This is a genomic window from Actinoplanes sp. L3-i22, from assembly GCF_019704555.1.
In the GTDB taxonomy this organism is placed as follows: Bacteria; Actinomycetota; Actinomycetes; order Mycobacteriales; family Micromonosporaceae; genus Actinoplanes.
In genome coordinates this window covers 4,905,346-4,921,206 of sequence record NZ_AP024745.1, presented here as the reverse complement: position 1 = coordinate 4,921,206, position 15,861 = coordinate 4,905,346, and the positions used below count along the sequence as shown (strand labels likewise).

At 72.7% G+C, this 15,861-nt stretch carries 16 protein-coding genes; 9 read left to right on the top strand and 7 right to left on the bottom strand.

Features of this window, described 5'->3' with window-relative positions; genetic code table 11:
• Nucleotides 1-101 precede the first annotated feature (101 nt).
• The 3 genes from L3i22_RS21845 (at nt 102) to L3i22_RS21835 (ending at nt 2,605) form a co-directional block, all read left to right on the top strand.
• Nucleotides 102-398 (top strand): putative quinol monooxygenase, encoded by a 297-nt coding sequence (locus tag L3i22_RS21845; RefSeq protein WP_221328807.1) that lies wholly within the window; start codon nt 102-104, stop codon nt 396-398.
• 90 nt (nt 399-488) lie between these two features.
• On the top strand, nt 489-1,637 hold the full coding sequence (gene alr / locus L3i22_RS21840) for an alanine racemase (protein ID WP_221328806.1): 1,149 nt from the start codon (nt 489-491) through the stop codon (nt 1,635-1,637).
• Nucleotides 1,634-2,605 (top strand): D-alanine--D-alanine ligase family protein, encoded by a 972-nt coding sequence (locus tag L3i22_RS21835; protein WP_221328805.1) that lies wholly within the window; start codon nt 1,634-1,636, stop codon nt 2,603-2,605. The genes alr and L3i22_RS21835 overlap by 4 nt, the downstream gene beginning before the upstream one ends.
• On the opposite strand, the gene L3i22_RS21830 is transcribed toward L3i22_RS21835, so the two are convergent.
• Nucleotides 2,536-4,461, bottom strand: coding sequence for a BTAD domain-containing putative transcriptional regulator (locus L3i22_RS21830; protein WP_221328804.1), 1,926 nt, complete (start codon nt 4,459-4,461; stop codon nt 2,536-2,538). The genes L3i22_RS21835 and L3i22_RS21830 overlap by 70 nt on opposite strands.
• A 428-nt stretch (nt 4,462-4,889) precedes the next feature.
• Here L3i22_RS21830 and L3i22_RS21825 point away from each other — a divergent pair, with 428 nt between their 5' ends.
• Nucleotides 4,890-5,834 (top strand): CdaR family transcriptional regulator, encoded by a 945-nt coding sequence (locus tag L3i22_RS21825; RefSeq protein ID WP_221328803.1) that lies wholly within the window; start codon nt 4,890-4,892, stop codon nt 5,832-5,834.
• 10 nt (nt 5,835-5,844) lie between these two features.
• Nucleotides 5,845-6,111, top strand: a complete 267-nt coding sequence (locus tag L3i22_RS21820; protein ID WP_221328802.1) for a hypothetical protein — start codon at nt 5,845-5,847, stop codon at nt 6,109-6,111.
• Between the two features lie 14 nt (nt 6,112-6,125).
• Here L3i22_RS21820 and L3i22_RS21815 read toward each other — a convergent pair whose 3' ends face one another.
• From L3i22_RS21815 to L3i22_RS21800, 4 genes are all read right to left on the bottom strand, one after another.
• Entirely contained in the window at nt 6,126-6,545 is a 420-nt protein-coding gene (locus L3i22_RS21815) for an arsenate reductase ArsC (protein WP_221328801.1), read from the bottom strand.
• A gap of 14 nt (nt 6,546-6,559) precedes the next feature.
• Nucleotides 6,560-7,327, bottom strand: a complete 768-nt coding sequence (locus L3i22_RS21810; protein ID WP_255658480.1) for an MIP/aquaporin family protein — start codon at nt 7,325-7,327, stop codon at nt 6,560-6,562.
• Complete coding sequence (locus L3i22_RS21805; protein WP_221328800.1) at nt 7,320-8,009, bottom strand: MarR family transcriptional regulator; 690 nt, start codon at nt 8,007-8,009, stop codon at nt 7,320-7,322. The genes L3i22_RS21810 and L3i22_RS21805 overlap by 8 nt, the downstream gene beginning before the upstream one ends.
• Nucleotides 8,010-8,075: 66 nt before the next feature.
• On the bottom strand, nt 8,076-8,444 hold the full coding sequence (locus L3i22_RS21800) for a metalloregulator ArsR/SmtB family transcription factor (RefSeq protein WP_221328799.1): 369 nt from the start codon (nt 8,442-8,444) through the stop codon (nt 8,076-8,078).
• 144 nt (nt 8,445-8,588) lie between these two features.
• Between L3i22_RS21800 and L3i22_RS21795 the strand changes: the two genes are divergently transcribed.
• The 4 genes from L3i22_RS21795 to L3i22_RS21780 all read left to right on the top strand — a co-directional run bounded on the left by L3i22_RS21795 (nt 8,589) and on the right by L3i22_RS21780 (nt 13,391).
• Complete coding sequence (locus L3i22_RS21795) at nt 8,589-10,094, top strand: FAD-dependent oxidoreductase (RefSeq protein ID WP_221328798.1); 1,506 nt, start codon at nt 8,589-8,591, stop codon at nt 10,092-10,094.
• Nucleotides 10,091-11,326 carry an MFS transporter gene (locus tag L3i22_RS21790; RefSeq protein WP_255658479.1) on the top strand — a complete coding sequence of 412 codons (1,236 nt, stop codon included), beginning with the start codon at nt 10,091-10,093 and terminating at the stop codon, nt 11,324-11,326. The genes L3i22_RS21795 and L3i22_RS21790 overlap by 4 nt, the downstream gene beginning before the upstream one ends.
• Before the next feature lie 34 nt (nt 11,327-11,360).
• Nucleotides 11,361-12,239, top strand: a complete 879-nt coding sequence (locus L3i22_RS21785) for an NUDIX domain-containing protein (protein WP_221328797.1) — start codon at nt 11,361-11,363, stop codon at nt 12,237-12,239.
• Nucleotides 12,240-12,485: 246 nt separating this feature from the next.
• Nucleotides 12,486-13,391, top strand: a complete 906-nt coding sequence (locus L3i22_RS21780) for a hypothetical protein (protein WP_221328796.1) — start codon at nt 12,486-12,488, stop codon at nt 13,389-13,391.
• Nucleotides 13,392-13,645: 254 nt separating this feature from the next.
• Here the strand turns inward: L3i22_RS21780 and L3i22_RS21775 are convergent, their stop codons facing one another.
• Both L3i22_RS21775 and L3i22_RS21770 read right to left on the bottom strand, forming a co-directional pair.
• A complete protein-coding gene (locus L3i22_RS21775; RefSeq protein ID WP_221328795.1) occupies nt 13,646-14,011 on the bottom strand; it encodes a hypothetical protein in 366 nt (121 codons plus the stop codon).
• A gap of 54 nt (nt 14,012-14,065) precedes the next feature.
• Nucleotides 14,066-15,736, bottom strand: coding sequence for a hypothetical protein (locus L3i22_RS21770; RefSeq protein WP_221328794.1), 1,671 nt, complete (start codon nt 15,734-15,736; stop codon nt 14,066-14,068).
• Nucleotides 15,737-15,861: the final 125 nt, after the last annotated feature.

The following is a 15,861-nucleotide window of genomic DNA, read 5'->3' as shown; positions in this document are numbered from 1 at the left end:
GGGCCCTTTCCCTGACGTCAGAAATGGCACCGGGTTCACCCGCGGTAAGGGTTCGGACTTTCACTTGTCCGGTGCGGATCTGGCCCGTGATGCTGGCGGCCATGTCAACAGAAGTCGCATTCTTTTCCGTCCGGCCCGGATCCGAGGAGCAGTTCCTCGCGGTGTTCCGCGACGAGGTGGCCGCTCTGCTGCGCGCCGGCGGCGCGACCCAGGTCGCCGTGTATCGCAGTCAGGTGGCGCCGAACCGGTTCGTCAAGACCAGCGTCTGGCCCTCGCGCCGGGCCCGGGTCGAGGACTTCGTCGCCTCGCCGCACTACCAGCGGTTCCTCGCGCTGATGGGGCCGTACCTCGACGGCCCGCCCGGCGTCGACGACTACGACCTGACGTATTCGCAATGAATTGCGGGCCGGCTCACGCCGTACGGGAAAGCCGGTTTTTTTTGGGGTGTCCTCGGATGAACAATCGGGCGGGCGGCGCGTTCTGTGGGCATGGCGGAAACGTTCTTGTCGGCACCGGCGCGAGCCGCGCGGCCGCTGCTGACCATCGAATCGGGTGCGATCGCGGACAATGTCGCGACCGTGCGGTCGCGGACCACCGCCGAGGTGATGGCGGTGGTCAAGGCCGACGGATTCGGCCACGGCATCGTCGAGACGGCGCGCACCGCGCTGCGGGCCGGGGCGACCTGGCTCGGGGTGACCAGTCTGGCCGAGGCGTTCGTGCTGCGCCGGGCGGGCTTCACCGCACCGATCCTGAGCTGGCTGAACGCGCCGGGCGCCGACTTCACCGCGGCGGCCTCGGCCGGCGTGCACGTCGCGGTGCCCGACCGGACGACGCTGGCCGCGGTCGCCGGGCTCGACCGGGGCCTCAGCGTGCACCTGCACGTCGACACCGGGATGAGCCGCGGCGGCGCGGACCACAACCAGTGGGCCGGGCTGTGCGCGGCCGCGCGGGACGCCGAACGCTCCGGGCGGATCCGGGTGGCCGGCGTGATGAGCCACCTGGGCCGGGCCGACGAGCCGGAAGCCGCCGACAACGCCGCCAGCGTGGCGCGCTTCCGGGACGCCGTCGCCGTCGCCCGGCACGCCGGGCTGCGCCCGGCGGTGCGGCACCTGGCCGCCACCGCCGCCACGCTGACCAACCCGGCGGCCCACTTCGACCTGGTCCGGATCGGTGCCGGGCTGGTCGGCATCGACCCATCGGGCCGCACCCGGCTGCGCGCGGCGATGACGCTGACCGCGCCGCTGATCCACGTGCGACACGTGGCGGCGGGCACCCCGGTCGGCTACCGGCACACCTGGCACGCGCCGGCCGCGACCACCCTCGGGCTGTTGCCGCTCGGGTACGCCGACGGCCTGCCCCGCAGCGCCTCGGACCGGGCGCAGGTGCTGGTCGAGGGCCGGCGCTGCCCGGTGGCCGGGCTGATCTCGATGGACCAGACCGTGCTGGACCTGGGTGGCGCCGAGGTGCCCGCCGGCCGCCAGGTGATCGTCCTGGGCCCCGGTGACCAGGGCGAACCCACCGTCGCGGACTGGGCCGGGTGGGCCGGCACCATCGAGCAGGAGATCGTCACCCGGATCGGCCGGCGCGTCGCGCGTCGCGTCGTCGACCACGAACAGACACGAGAGGAATTGGCATGAGCGAACCGGTTCGGGTCGCCGTCATCGGCGGCGGGCGCAGCGGCGAGCACGACGTCTCACTGGGGTCGGCCGCCTCGGCGGTGCACGCGTTGCGGGGCGAGCGCCGGTGGGCGGTGGTCGCGCTGACGATCGGGCGCGACGGCTGCTGGTCCGACGAGCACGGTCAGCGGCTGACGCCGGCCGAGGCGGTCACCGTGCTGCGCGGCTGCCACGTGGCGTTGCCGCTGCTGCACGGCCCGCACGGGGAGGACGGCACGATCGCCGGCTTCCTGGAGGTCGCGGGGGTGCGCTACGCCGGGTCCGGGGTCGGCGCCGGCGCGATCGGCATGGACAAGTGGGTGACCAAGCTGGTGGCCGCGGCGATCGGGCTGGCCACCGCGCCCGGGACGCTGGTCACCGCGCGGACCGCCGGCGAGTACCGCTGGTCCGGGCCGGTGGTGGTCAAACCGGTCGGCGCCGGGTCGAGCCTGGGCGTGTCGCTGGTCGAGTCCGCGGACGGGATCGGCCCGGCGCTGACCCGAGCGCTGCGCCACGACGACCGGGTGCTGGTCGAGCAGGTGATCCGTGGCCGGGAGATCGACGTGGCGGTGCTGGGGCGCGCCGACGGCAGCCGGGTCGTCGCCCCGCCGCTGGAGGTGGTGGCCGCCGGGATCTTCGACCACGCCGCCAAGTACGACGGCACCGCCGAGTTCCGGATCCCGGCGGCGCTCGACGAGGTGCACCGCAAGGCGCTCGAGGCCGCCGCGGTCGAGGTCTACGACGTGCTGGGCTGCCGCGGGGTGGCCCGGGTCGACTTCTTCGTGACCGCGGCCGGGCTGGTGCTCAACGAGGTGAACACCGTGCCGGGTTTCACCGCCCGGTCGCAGGCGCCGCGGATGTTCGCCGCCGGTGGGATCGACTACCCGGAGCTGCTGGCCATGCTGATCGACGACGCGCTGGGCGGCCGGCCGGCCGCGGTCCCGGCGTAGTGCGCGCTGTCGCCGCCGAGCGTCCGGACCAGCCGCAGGCGCTGCTGGCGCACGCTCTGCCCGGCCAGTTCGATCGCGTACGCGCGGACCAGCCGGTGCAGCGTGTAGTGGTGCAGGCCGGTGCGGGTCAGCAGCCCGGCCCGGCCCAGCTCGGCGATCAGGACGGTGGCCGCCGAGCGGGACACGCCGGTCAGCTCGGCCGCCCGGTCCGGGTCGAGGTCGGCCGACGACCAGCCCAGGCGCCGGAACAGCCGGGCCGCCTGCGGGGACAGCCGGCGGTAGGAGCGCTCCAGCGCGGCCCGCAGGTCGCGGTCGGCGTCGTCGGCGGCGAACCCGTCCAGTCCGGTCTTCTCGGCCATGCAGCCGGCCAGGTCGCGCAGCGGGCGTGGGGCGTACTCCGACATCCGGGCCGCGATGATCGCCAGGGCCAGCGGCAGGCGCCCGGCGTGGTCGAGGACGGCGTCCAGGGTGGTCTCGTCCTCGCGGCCGGCCGGGTCCGGCAGGGTGAGCCGGGCCAGCAGCAGGGCTCGGGCGTCGGCGGCCGGCGGCACGTCGAGGGTGAGCAGCCGGGCCCCGTCGGAAGCGGCCAGGTTGCCCAGCCGGCTGCGGCCGGTGACCAGCACCAGGCTCGCGGGGGCGGCCGGGATCAGCGGCCGGACCTGCTCGGCGTCGCGCACGTCGTCGAGCAGGATCAGCAGCGCGCGCCCGGCGGTCCGGGTGCGCCACAGCGCCGCCCGGGCCTCGGCCGAGTCCGGCAGGCCGGCCGGGGCCACGCCGAGCCCGGCGAGCAGCTGGGCCAGCGCCTCGGCCGCCGGCAGTGGCTCGCCGTCGCCGAAGCCGCGCAGGTTCAGGAACAGCTGCCCGTCGGGGAACCGGTGCGCGACCTGGTGTGCCCAGCGCACGGCCAGGGTGGTCTTGCCGACGCCGGGCATGCCGTCGAGGGCCAGCACGGTCGCGCCGTGGCGCTGCGCGAGGCCGTGCGCCAGCATCCGGTCGAGGTCCTGCCGCTCCCGCACCCGGCCGGTGAACTGGGCCAGCCCGGCCGGCAGCTGGGCCGGCGGCGCGAAGGGGACGGCCTGCAGCGCCGGCTCGGGTGCCGGCGGTTCGCGCAGCACCGTCTCGAACGCGGCGCTCAGCTCCCGGCCCGGTTCCATGCCGAACTCCTCGACCAGCCGCTCGCGCAGCCGGTGGTAACGCTCGATCGCCTCGGCCGGGCGGCCGGTCGCGGCCAGCAGCAGCAGAAGGCGCGCGTGGGTCGCCTCGTCGAACGGCTCGGCGGCGGCCTCCGCGTGCAGGGCCGGCAGCAGCTCGGCGGCGTGCGCGGTGCCCAGCGCGGCGTCGGCGGCGGCGCGGGCCACCACGGCGCGCTCCCGGTTAACCGCGACGAACAGCGGGTGGGTGTCGGCGCCGAGCCCCGCGCCGAAGCGGCCCGGCCAGAGGGCCAGCGCGTCCCGGTACGCGAGGATCGCCGCGTCCCGCTCGCCGGCCCGCAGCCGGTCCGCGGCGTGCGCCGCCAGCTGACGGAAACGCGACAGGTCGACGGCCTCGGCCGGCACGGCGATCCGGTAGCCGCCGGGCTCGCGGACCAGCCACTGCCCCTCGGCGCGCCGGGCCAGGCCGGGTTCGATCACCCGGCGGATCGCGCCGATGTGCCGGTGCACCACGTTGACCGCGGTCGGCGGCGGGTCGTCGCCCCACAACAGCTCCACCAGCTCGGCGACGGCCACCGGCCGGCCGGCGCGGGCCAGCAGCATCGCCGCCATCAGCCGGGGCTGGCGGGCGCCCAGGTCCACCTCGTGCTCGCCGCGCAGGGCCCGGACCGCGCCCAGCACCGTGAACCGCACCGGAATCGACATGGCGTCCCCTCGTCGTCGCAAACTGAGCCATTGTCTCTTCGCCGGGGCGGACGGCGCTTCGTGAACTTCGAGAACGCCGGGGCGTCGATCGGTGGAAACCACGAACCCATCGGTACGCGGGGCGGGGCTGACGTCGTACCCCAATCGGATCTTGATTTTGATCTTGATCTGGGTGGGGAACCCGGCGCCGATCGGACTCGGACAGAATTGGCGGCGCACCGCAGGGTCGAGAGAGGACGGCAGCCATCGACGAGGCCTTCGCCGCGCTGATCAGCGAGCTGGCCGCGGACGCCGACGCGGTCGGCGACGAGGTCTTCACCACGCTGCGGCAGCGGTATCCGATCTACCGCGCGGTCGACCCCGGCGCGCAGCGGGCGCTGTGCCGGCGCAACGCCCGGCTGGCCCTCGACGGGCTGGCCCGGCAGCAGATGCCGACCGGCGCGGAGCTGCGCGGATACCGGCAATACGGCCGGATGCGGGCCGAGTCCGGGGTGCCGCTGGAGACGACGATGGCGGTGCACCACATCGGCCTGCGGACCGCGTGGGAACGGCTGGTGGTGCTGGCCCGCGACCGCGGCCTGGACCGCTCGGCGGCGCTGCCCGGCGTCGTCAACATCATGATGGCCTGGACCGAGGCGCTCAGCGCGGCCGCCGCCGACGGCTACGCCGACGCCGGTCAGCAGCGCGACCTGGCCGGGCTCGACCACGGCCAGCAGTTCACCGAACGCCTGCAGACCGGCCAGATCGCCGACCCGGGCCTCCGGCTGCTGGCCCGATCGCTGAACTTCGACCCGGACGGCGGGTTCCAGGCCGTCTACTACACCGCCGGGCTGGCGCAGGGCGGCGCCCCGAACCTCAACCGGTGGATCCGCGCCGGAGCCGAGGCGGCCGGCCTGGCCGTCTTCGGCGCCACCACGCTGGTGGTCTTCCAGGCCATCACCGCCGACCGGATCCTCGACCTGCTCGCCGTCCCGGACACCGCGCCGGCCGGCGTCGGACTGATCCGCACCGGACTCGCCGGCGCGGTGGACAGCGTCGTCGACGCCGAACGGGCCCTACGCCTGGCCGCCCGGCGCCAGACCGTGGTCCGGTTCGAACAGGACTGGCTGGCCGCGTCGATCCTGCCCGAACTCGACCGGCTGCGGCCGCTGCTCGACGCGGCGACCGCGGCCGACCAGGAGCATCTCGAGGCGGCGATCCGGGCGTACGCGAAAAGCTCCTTCTCGATCAGCGAGGCGGCGCGGGCGCTGCACATCCACCCGAACTCGCTGAAGTATCGGCTGGACCGGTGGCAGGCGCTGACCGGCTGGGATCCGCGGACCCTCGACGGGCTGCAGCGGTCGTTGCTGGCCGTCGAGATGCGCGGTGCCTAGACTCGTCGGCGTGACACTCGAGCGTGACCTGGCCGAATGGCACGACTGTGACGGCGCGGCCTTCGTCCTCGGGCAGACCCTCGGGCTGTTCCCGGACGCGACGAGAATGAGCCAGTACAAGGGCATCTTCTGGAGTGTCAATCCGGTCGGGGACGCGCTGCACAACACGCTCGTCGCGCTGGCCGAGGCCGGGGTGCTGGAGCAGCGGGAGGAACCGGACCTGCAGTTCCGGTGGAATGCCGCGGGGCCGCCCTACCTGCGGGATTGGCGCTCCTGAACCGTTCGGAACGGCTAATTTCTCGCCTCGGCCGGGAGCAGATCGGCGAGCAGGACCTCGATGCGGGATTTGATCTCGTCACGGATCGGGCGGACGGCGTCGACGCCCTGGCCGGCAGGGTCTTCGAGCTTCCAGTCCTCGTACCGTTTGCCAGGAAAGATCGGGCAGGCGTCGCCGCAGCCCATGGTGATGATGACGTCGGATTCCTGGGCGGCATCCCAGGTGAGCCTGGTGGGCGTCCGGTCGGTGATGTCGATGCCGACCTCCTTCATCGCCTCGACCGCCGCCGGGTTGATGGTCTCGGCCGGTTCGGAGCCGGCGGAGCGGACCTCGACGGTGTCGCCGGCCAGGTGGCGCAGCCAGCCGGCGGCCATCTGGGAGCGGCCGGCGTTGTGGACGCAGACGAACAGGACGGTGGGCTTGGTGTCGCTCATCGGTTCGGTTTCCTTCACAGCGGGTGGGTGTCGGCCGCCTGCCCGGCGGTGGGGTAGAGGGCCAGCAGCAGGCCGACCCCGATCACCAGGCCGGCGAGCTGGGCAATGACGAAGCCGGGCACCGAACCGGGGGCGATGCCGGCGAACGTGTCGGTGAAGGCCCGGCCGACCGTGACCGCCGGGTTCGCGAAGCTGGTGCTGGAGGTGAACCAGTAGGCGGCGCCGATGTAGGCGCCGACCGCGGCCGGGGCGACCGCGGCACGCCCGGACCGGCCGAGCGCGAAGATCAGCAGGAGCAGGCCGGCGACGGCGACGATCTCGGCGAGCCACAGATGCCCGGCGGCGCGTTCCTTCGTCGAGAACGTGACCGGCGCGAGGTCGAACATCAGGTTCGCCAGGACCGAGCCGGCAATCGCCCCGGCGGTCTGCGCGATCGTGTACCCGGCCAGGTCTCTGCCGGTCAGGCCGGTGGCGGACCGGCGGCCGAGAAACCAGTCCGCGGCCGAGACGACCGGGTTGAAGTGGGCGCCGGAGACCGGCCCGAAGGTCAGGATCAGCGCCCCCAGGGCGAACGCGGTGGCGACCGAGTTCTCCAGCAGTTGCAGGCCGATGTCGTCCGGGGAGAGCGTGGCGGCCATGATGCCGGAGCCGACGACGGCGGTGACCAGCAGTGCGGTGCCGAGGAACTCGGCGAGCAGCCGCCGCCACAGGGTGATCTGGTGCATCAGGACGTCACTCCGGGCGGGGTCGGCGAGCTGGTCGGGGTGGGTCAGATCAGCCATGGTCGGCGCCGGCGGTGAGGGCGGGCGTGATCCGCTCGATGCGGTCGGCCAGGTCGGTGTAGGCGGCCTCGAACGCCTCGTCGGTGTCGACTCGCGCCGGGTCCGGGACCGACCAGTGCAGGCGGGGGCGGACTTCGCCGGTGAGATCTTCGTGGGCGTTGTCGCAGACCGCGATGATCAGGTCGCCATCCCCGACGACGTCGTCGACGTGGTGGGTGCCGGTCGGGTCCAGGGCGAGGCCGTGCTCGTGGGCGACCCGGACCGCGCGGGGGTGGACTCGTTGGGCGGGACTCGTGCCGGCGGAGGTGACTTCGCCGCCGACGCGGTCGCGCCAGAGGGCCGCGGCGAGCTGGGAGCGGGCGGAGTTGTGGGTGCAGACGAACACCACCCGCGCCGCACTGTCCAACCGGGGCGCCGCGAGTTGCGACAGAACGCCGGGGACCAGGCGCAGGTAGGTGCGGCGGCGGTCGCCCTCCGAGCGGGTCCGCACGAGCAGGCCGGCGTCCTGCAGCACCTTCACATGGTGGGCGACCAGGTTGGTCGGCATGCCCAGGTTCACCGAGATCTCGCCGGGTGAGGCGTCGCCGAGGGTGAGCGCGTCGACGATGGCGAGGCGGGCGGGGTCGCCGAGGGCGGCGTGCACCCGGGCCCGCGCCGCCAGCGACAAAGTTTCAGCATCCATTGACTCAATAATTACTGAGCCTGTTTCCCAAGGCAAGCGAACAGCGAGTGAACGCCGCCGCCCACGTCAGACCTTGGCCGGCTCGTCGACGGCCAGGAGCGTCGACAGTTGCCGCATCAACCCCGGCCGGGGCCGGTAGTAGACCCAGCTGGCGCGCCGCTCGGCGTCCACCAGGCCGGCTTCACGCAGCACCTTCAGGTGGTGCGAGATGGTCGTCCCGGAGACGGTGAACGCCGGAGTGAGGTCACAGACGCAGATCTCACCGCCCTCGGCGGACGCGATCATCGACATCAGCTGCAACCGGATCGGGTCACCGAGCGCCTTGAACGCCTGCGCGAGCGCGCCTGACACCTCTGACGGAATCCGTTCGTACGCCATCGGCGCGCAGCACGGCACGTCCTCGGCGGCAGGCGACACGGTCGGCGGTTTCGACATGCGTCGAGGTTGACAGATATCGAATCCGCATGCAAGCGTGGCTTCGACAGTCATCGGATTCGAGATCTATCGAATCCGTGTACGGTGGGTTCGAGGAACCCGCCGCACGCTGCCCCAACCCGATCTCAACGAGGAGTACCCGCGATGACCAGCGACGCTTCGTCCGCTGTCCCGGCCACAGCTGGGCAGAATCCGTGCTGCGGCACCGCCGAGCAGGCCGCCGCCGCAGACGCCTGCTGCGCACCGGCCGCGAAGGCCGACGCCATCGCCGAGGGAGCCGGCTGCTGCGGCCCGGCTGCCACGGTCGGTGCCGGGGAACGGCTGCCGGTGATCGTGATCGGCGCCGGCCCGGTCGGGCTGGCCGCCGCCGCGCACCTGCACGAACAGGGCGTCCCGTTCCTCGTGCTGGAGGCCGGCGACCAGGTCGGCGCGTCGGTGCGGCAGTGGTCACACGTCGGCCTGTTCAGCCCGTGGCGCTACGACATCGACCCCGCCGGGCGCCGGCTGCTCACCGCCGCCGGGTGGGCCGCCCCCGACGAGCAGGAGCTGCCCACCGGCGCCGACCTGGTCGACACCTACCTGGAACCGCTCGCCAAGCTTCCGGCGATCGCCGCACACCTGCGCCTCGGCGCGCGGGTGACCGCGATCAGCCGCGTCGGCGCCGACCGGGTCCGCACCGTCGGCCGCGCCGATCTGCCGTTCGTCGTGCGGCTCGCCGACGGCACCGAGATCACCGGCAGCGCGATCATCGACGCGTCCGGCACCTGGCGCACCCCCAACCCGCTCGGCGTCAACGGCCTGCCCGCGCATGGTGAGCCCGAGGCAGCCGACCTGATCGACCACGCGCTGCCCGACGTCCTCGGCACCGATCGCGACGCACACGCCGGCAAGCACACCATCGTGATCGGTTCCGGGCACTCGGCCGCGAACACCCTGCTCGACCTGGCCCGCCTGGCCGAGACCGAGCCCGGCACCCGGATCACCTGGGCCGTGCGCGGCGGCTCCGCACAGCGGGCCTTCGGCGGCGAGGACGCCGACGAACTGCCCGCTCGCGGCGCGCTCGGCAGCGGCCTGCACACCCTGGTCGACACCGGCAGGCTCGACCTCGTCACCGGATTCGGCGTGCACACCGCGCGCACCAGCGGCGACACGATCACCCTGATCGCCACCGACGGACGCGAACTGACCGCCGACCGTGTCGTATCCGCGACCGGTTTCCGGCCCGACCACAGCATCGCCGGCGAGCTGCGCCTCGACCTGGACCCGATCCTCGGCTGCACCCGCACCCTGGCCGAGCTGATCGACCCGAACCAGCACTCCTGCGGCACCGTCAGCCCGCACGGCTACCGCGAACTCGGCCAGCCCGAGCCGAACTACTACGCCGTCGGGATGAAGTCCTACGGCCGCGCCCCCACCTTCCTGATGGCCACCGGCTACGAGCAGGTCCGCTCCATCGCCGCCGCCCTGGCCGGGGACTACGACGCCGCCGACGACGTCCAGCTCGACCTGCCCGAGACCGGCGTGTGCAGCGTCAACCTGGTCGCCGGACAAGCCGGCCGCCTCGGACCCACCGGCAACGCCGTGCGGGCCGAGCCGGGCGTCACCGGGCTGCTCAGCCTCACCGCCACCGGTGGCAGCTGCTGCTCGTGACCCCCGCCCGCTCATCGGTGCCCGCCGGCGTCAACCTCGGCGGGCACCGCCCGGCCCCACCGGGCAACCGCAGGATCGTCGCCGCTCTGGCGATCACCCAGACGATCGGCTACGGCGCTCTCTACTACGCCTTCGCCGTGCTGCTCGTGCCCATCGCCGCCGACCTGCACACCTCGACCACCGCCGTGACCGGCGCGTTCACCGCCTCCGTCCTGACCTCGGCGACGCTGGCCGTGCCGATCGGCCGCCGGCTGGACCGGCACGGCGGCCGGGCGCTGATGACCGGCGGCTCCCTGCTCGGCACGGGGCTGCTCGTCGCCTGGTCACAGATTGACCAGCTGTGGCAGCTGTACGCGGTCCAGATCGGAATCGGGGTCGCCTCGGCCGCCAGCCTGTACGAGGCCGCGTTCGCCGTGATCATCGCCTGGCACCAGCCGCGACGACGCTCCTCGGCGCTACTGGCGCTGACCGTGGTCGCCGGATTCGCCAGCACCATCTTCCTGCCCCTGACCGGCTGGCTCGTCGACCAGCACGGCTGGCGTACCGCCCTGCTGATCCTCGCCGGCCTCCACGCCGTAACCGTCCCCCTGCACGCCATCGCCCTCCGCCATTCGCCGGCCGCGGACCGGCACCTCGAGCGCCGCGACGGCTCCGGCGCCCACGCGGTGCGCGCGGCACTGCGCGACCGGGGATTCTGGCTGCTTGCCGCCGGCTTCACCGCCCACACCGCCGCGATCAGCGCCTACACCGTCCTTCTGGTGGCCGCCCTGATCAGCTGGGGCCACCCACCGGCGTTCGCGGCCGCCATCGCCGGGCTGCTCGGGGTGCTCTCCGTCGCCGGACGGCTGATCACCACCGGGCTGCAACGGCGCTACCGCACCACCACGATCACCGCCGGAATCTTCGCCGTTCAGGCCCTCGCCGCGCTGCTCCTCCCGGCTCTCGGTCTGACCACAGGCGGCGCGATCATCGCGGTCGTCGGATTCGGGATCGGATTCGGCGTCGCCACCATCGCCAAACCTGTCATCCTCGCCGAGCGCTACGACACGCGTCGCTACGCCACTCTCGCCGGCGTCCTCGTCGTACCGATGACCCTCGCCAAAGCCGGCGCCCCGCTGGCCGCCGCCGCTCTGCACGCCACCACCGGCTCGTACACACCCGTTCTCGCCGCCGTCGCCATCTGCTGCGCCATCGGCGCCACCGCGGTCGCCGCCTCGACCTGGCAGCCATAGGGGCCGCGCGGCCGGCCCTTGTATGGTTCGCTGCGTGACCGGTTATGCCAGCCTGGCGAAACGCTACGGCGATGCCCTCGTTCGCGCCGGCCAGGTCTATCCGGTCGTCGTCGATCCGCTGCGCGCCGGGCTGTCGGGCCTGATCGACCTGGTCGACGACGCGGAGGCCGCCGACGCCGAGCTTCTCGCCCTGGGTGGACCGCACCTCAAGTGGCTGCTCGACAACCGTCCCGGACTTCACGACGGGCGGATCGTGTGCTGGTCGCGTACCGAGCGGGGCCGGATCGTCGCGCACCCGGGCAGCTACTTCGACCTGCTGGCCAGCTGCGACGCGATCCGCGCCGAGCATCACCCCGGCGGGGACGCCGGTCCGCTGAGGGACCGGGCGCACACCGTCGCCGGTGACCCGTTGCGGTCCGGGCGGGGCCGGGCCGCCGGGATCGGGGTGTCCGTGCTGCTCACGGTTCCGGCCGCCGGCGACCCTGGACAGCGAAGGTTCGTGATGGGCCGGCGCAGCCCGGCTCTCGGGACCGATCCCGGGCTGTGGCATGTGGCCCCGTCCGGCATGCTCGAACGCGACCCGCACGGCCTGCATCTGGAGACCAGCGTCGCCCGGGAACTCGTCGAAGAGCTCGGGGTGAGCATCAGCCCGGGCGAGGTGGGGCGACGGGCGCAGGTCCTCGGGGTGGTGCACGATCTTCTGCGGCTGAAGCCTGACGTGGTGGTGCGGCTCGACCTGACGGCGGAGGAGGCGCTCGGTTTCAACGCCGGGGACGGGGAGTTCGTCGAGTTTCAGGAGTTCGACATCACCGCTGAGGGGATCAGCGACTTCTGGGCAACCCACCCGCCGGACACGCTCACCGCGCCGGCCGCGGGTGCGGTGGCGCTGCTCGACAGCGCCGAAGCGCAGTAAACCCCCAATCAAGATCAACACCATTTCCCGGTACGGCGGCAGCCCCTCCCCCACGCAGTCGACCCGGCGCCGGCTGATCAGGTAGCACCGCACACAGCGCGGGACGATCGTGGAATCCGTGGTTCGGCACCGCCGGCGAAGGCACCGCGCTGATGGGCGGCCCGTCACGGCTCGCCCATCAGTTGCCCATCGTCTGCCCAGCGGCGTGCGTCAGGGTCGGTCGACCGAACCACATGAGGGGGAAACGTGCGTTTGAGTTATCCAAGATTCGGAGCGGCCCTGCTGGTCGCCGGCCTGACCCTGGCCGGGCTGGCGACGGTCGGGGCGACACCGGCGGCGGCTGCCACGCTGCCGTTCGGGACCGTCCGGGCAGTGGTCGTGCAGTCCACACCCGACGCCCTGGCGAAGAAGTCGTTCAGCGCGTTCTGCAACGCGGGCGAGCGGGTCACCGGCGGCGGCGCCTTCACCGTCGGAGGCATCCACGCGGTGATCACCGAGATGCAACCGATCCAGAACCTCGCCGCGAAAGACAGCTTCCAGGTGACGGCCGAGGCCGATCAGACCGGCGTCGCCGGCAACTGGAGCTTCCAGGTGTTCGCGTTCTGCGCGACGCCGCCGGCCAGCGCCGCCATCGAGATCGTCAAGCACCAGAACCCGTCGCGGATCGGCGGCACCGATCAGGCGTTCGCCCCGTGCCCGGCGGGCAAGCTGCTGATCGGCACCGGCGGGAAGATCGACAACGCGGGCGGGCAGATGGACCTGGGCATGTTCCCGAACTCCAGCGGCACGCTGGCGACCGGGAGCGCGGCCTTCGCCAAGCCCGACGCAAACGGCTACAGCGGCGCCTACACGGTCACCGGCTATTCGGTGTGCGCCAAGCCGAACAACCTGCTCGACGACTTCCAGCAGCAGCGGGTGTCGTTCTTCTCGCCGGCGGGAACGTCCAGCCAGAAGCAGGTCCCGGCGGCCTGCCCGTCCGGGTCGGCGCTCTCCGGGCTCGCCGGGGCGACCATCCTGCCGGGCACGCACCTGCAGCAGATCCGGCCGAACTCGGCCGGCCGGCCCGCCAACCTGGCGACCTTCGGCGCTCAGGCACCGACCGTGCCGACCGAGGCCTGGCAGATGGACACCACGATGTTCTGCGTGCGATAACAGCACGCCAACCACCGGTGGGCTACGACGAACGGTCGTGGCCCACCGGCGCATTCACCCAATGCCGGTCGCGCGCGGAGGTTCGGGCTGACGAGGTCAGCCATCGGCGACGACCCGGGCCTAACGTGCCTGGCGGGGCTGGATGGCCGCCCTATTGGTGAGAACCAGGCCCACACGGCTACGCCGACGCCGGACGACTTCGAGCAAGACCGTGCGGCGGCACTCACCGAGTTCCTGAACCACTACAACCACGCTCAAGCCGGGCCGGTGCGGCTCAGCTGCGCGAACGCCACCAGCGCATTCACGATGGGCGGCACCACGACCACCGCGCCCGCGAGCAGGCGCAGGCCCTCGGCACGGCGCGGGATCGCCAGCAGCGTCAGTAACGCCGCGGCGGCCACGCCTCCCGTCACCCAGGGCCAGACAGTGAAGACCGGCTCGGCGAGATCCATGCATTCATGATCGAAGCCAGCACCACAGCTGGCATCCATCGCGCCGATCACTGCGAAGCCCGGCACGCAGCACAACAGCGAGACCAGCGGCACCGAAACGAGCGCGGCCATGCCTGCCATCCGGCCGAAGCGCTCTCTACCTGTCGACGCCGATGAATCTTCAGTCATGCCGACCACCGTAGGAACCCGGGACCACACGGCGGGAACAAGTCTCACCGTTCCTCAGCGTATTGGCCATAGTTGGTCAATACGCTGGTCCCGACCGGGGGTCGGGGGCCTCGCGAGCGGTCTTCGAGGCCGGGGAACGTCGGGGTTTCTGGTCGGGGCCGGGCGCGTCTTGTCCACGGGTGTGGTGCGTGCCGTCTCGACCGGGCCGAACTGTTGTTCCCTGACGCCCGTGGTGTGGGGTGCGGCCTGGCCGGTAGTTTCCCGGGCGCGATCCGCTGGTCGTGTCCGGGTGACACCTGGCCGTCGCCGTGCCGTGAAGCCGTGGGCGCGTCGTGCGATCACCACCGCCGCGGCATGATGCCGGGTCGCGGCGGGAGTCTTACTGGTGAGGGCGGGTTTCCAGTGCTGCCCGCCCCATTTAGAGGTGTAGGCGGGGTCGACGGCGATCACTGCGATCCCGGCGGTGTAGGCCATGCCGGCGAGACGGTCGCGGAACTGTGCGGTGGGGATCCCGGCGACCGTACGCCGGAACCGCTTGCCGCGCGCGCCGCGGCCGAGGGTCTCCCGGCCGGTAGCACGGGCGTCGGCGAAGCCCAGGTTCTCGACCGCGATCGCCGGGCAGCCGTGCAGGTGCGCGAGGTGCAGGGCGTGGCTGATCGCAGCGCGTAGCCGTCCGTCGCGTTGCGAGGCCGGGCCGGAAAGGTTGAGCGGGATGGTGATCGGGGTGCCGACCGGGTTGCCGTGCGCGTCGATGACGTGCGCGGCGAGATGGTCGGCGTTCAGGTCGATACCCAGTAGCCTGCCGCCGGCGAGTGCGTCCAGGCCGGGCGTGTAGGCCGGGGCTGTCCAGGAGGCGTCCAGGTACCAGCGGCCCCGCACCGCATCGAAGCTGATGTCGTAGCGCACCGACCGGTCGGCGGTGACCCGGTCGGTCCACTGCCCGGCCCGATGGGTGAACGCGACCGGCTCGGCGAGGCGGTATCTGCCGCGTCCGGCGTTCGCTAGATGCTTGAGCTGGGACGGGAGCGCGATTGACACGACGCCGCCGGGCGTGACGGTGATGGTGTAGTTGCCGTGCGGGGCGCCGGTCTCGCCGTCGGCGGTCAGGAACATGCGGGCCGCGTCCCACCGGGCCCGCCACTGCGCCTGGGTGAGCCCGGCGCTGCCGAGCCGGTGGCGGGTCTTGGCCAGCCGCCGTCCGCCCGCAACGATCGCCGGACGACCATCGGCCAGCCGATCTCGGGCGGCGGCGGCGCGGGCGGCCAAGGCTTGGCGGCGCTGTTGCTTGGCGGCCCGCTCGCGCCGGCTGGCATAACCGGATATCCGGCCGACCCGGCCGCCGACCGGGGCGGCGATCCGCGCGTCCAGGATGGTCAGGGCCTGACCCAGGCTCGACACGTCGGCTTTGAGAGCCCGTATCCCGAGTTGGTATTGGTCTTCGGCGGTCCGGGTGATCGAGCCGGCCCACCGGGAGGTCGTGACCGCGGTCAACTCCCGCTTACGCCGCGTGCGCTGGGTGTCCTTGCCGGACACATTGCCGAGCCGGACACGCCTGGCCAGATCAGCCCGGTACAGCCCACCCAAAAAGGTTGCGACCTGTGTCAGGACAGCAGCCTCGCCGGTGCTGGGCCGCAGTCTGGTCCGGATGCGGGTGCCGGTAGGCGGGGCGACGACGAACGGCGCCGCGATCGGCCGCAACGCCTTGCTCCGCCGCCTCGCCTTCACCCGGCGAATAGTACATGCGTGCCAATCCTCAGGTTTCTGTGGGTCCGTTTTAGGGGTTTAACGCACAAAAAGGGCGGCGCGCCGTGGAGGTCCAACTCGTTCAGGAGGTGTCTAAAGCCATGCTG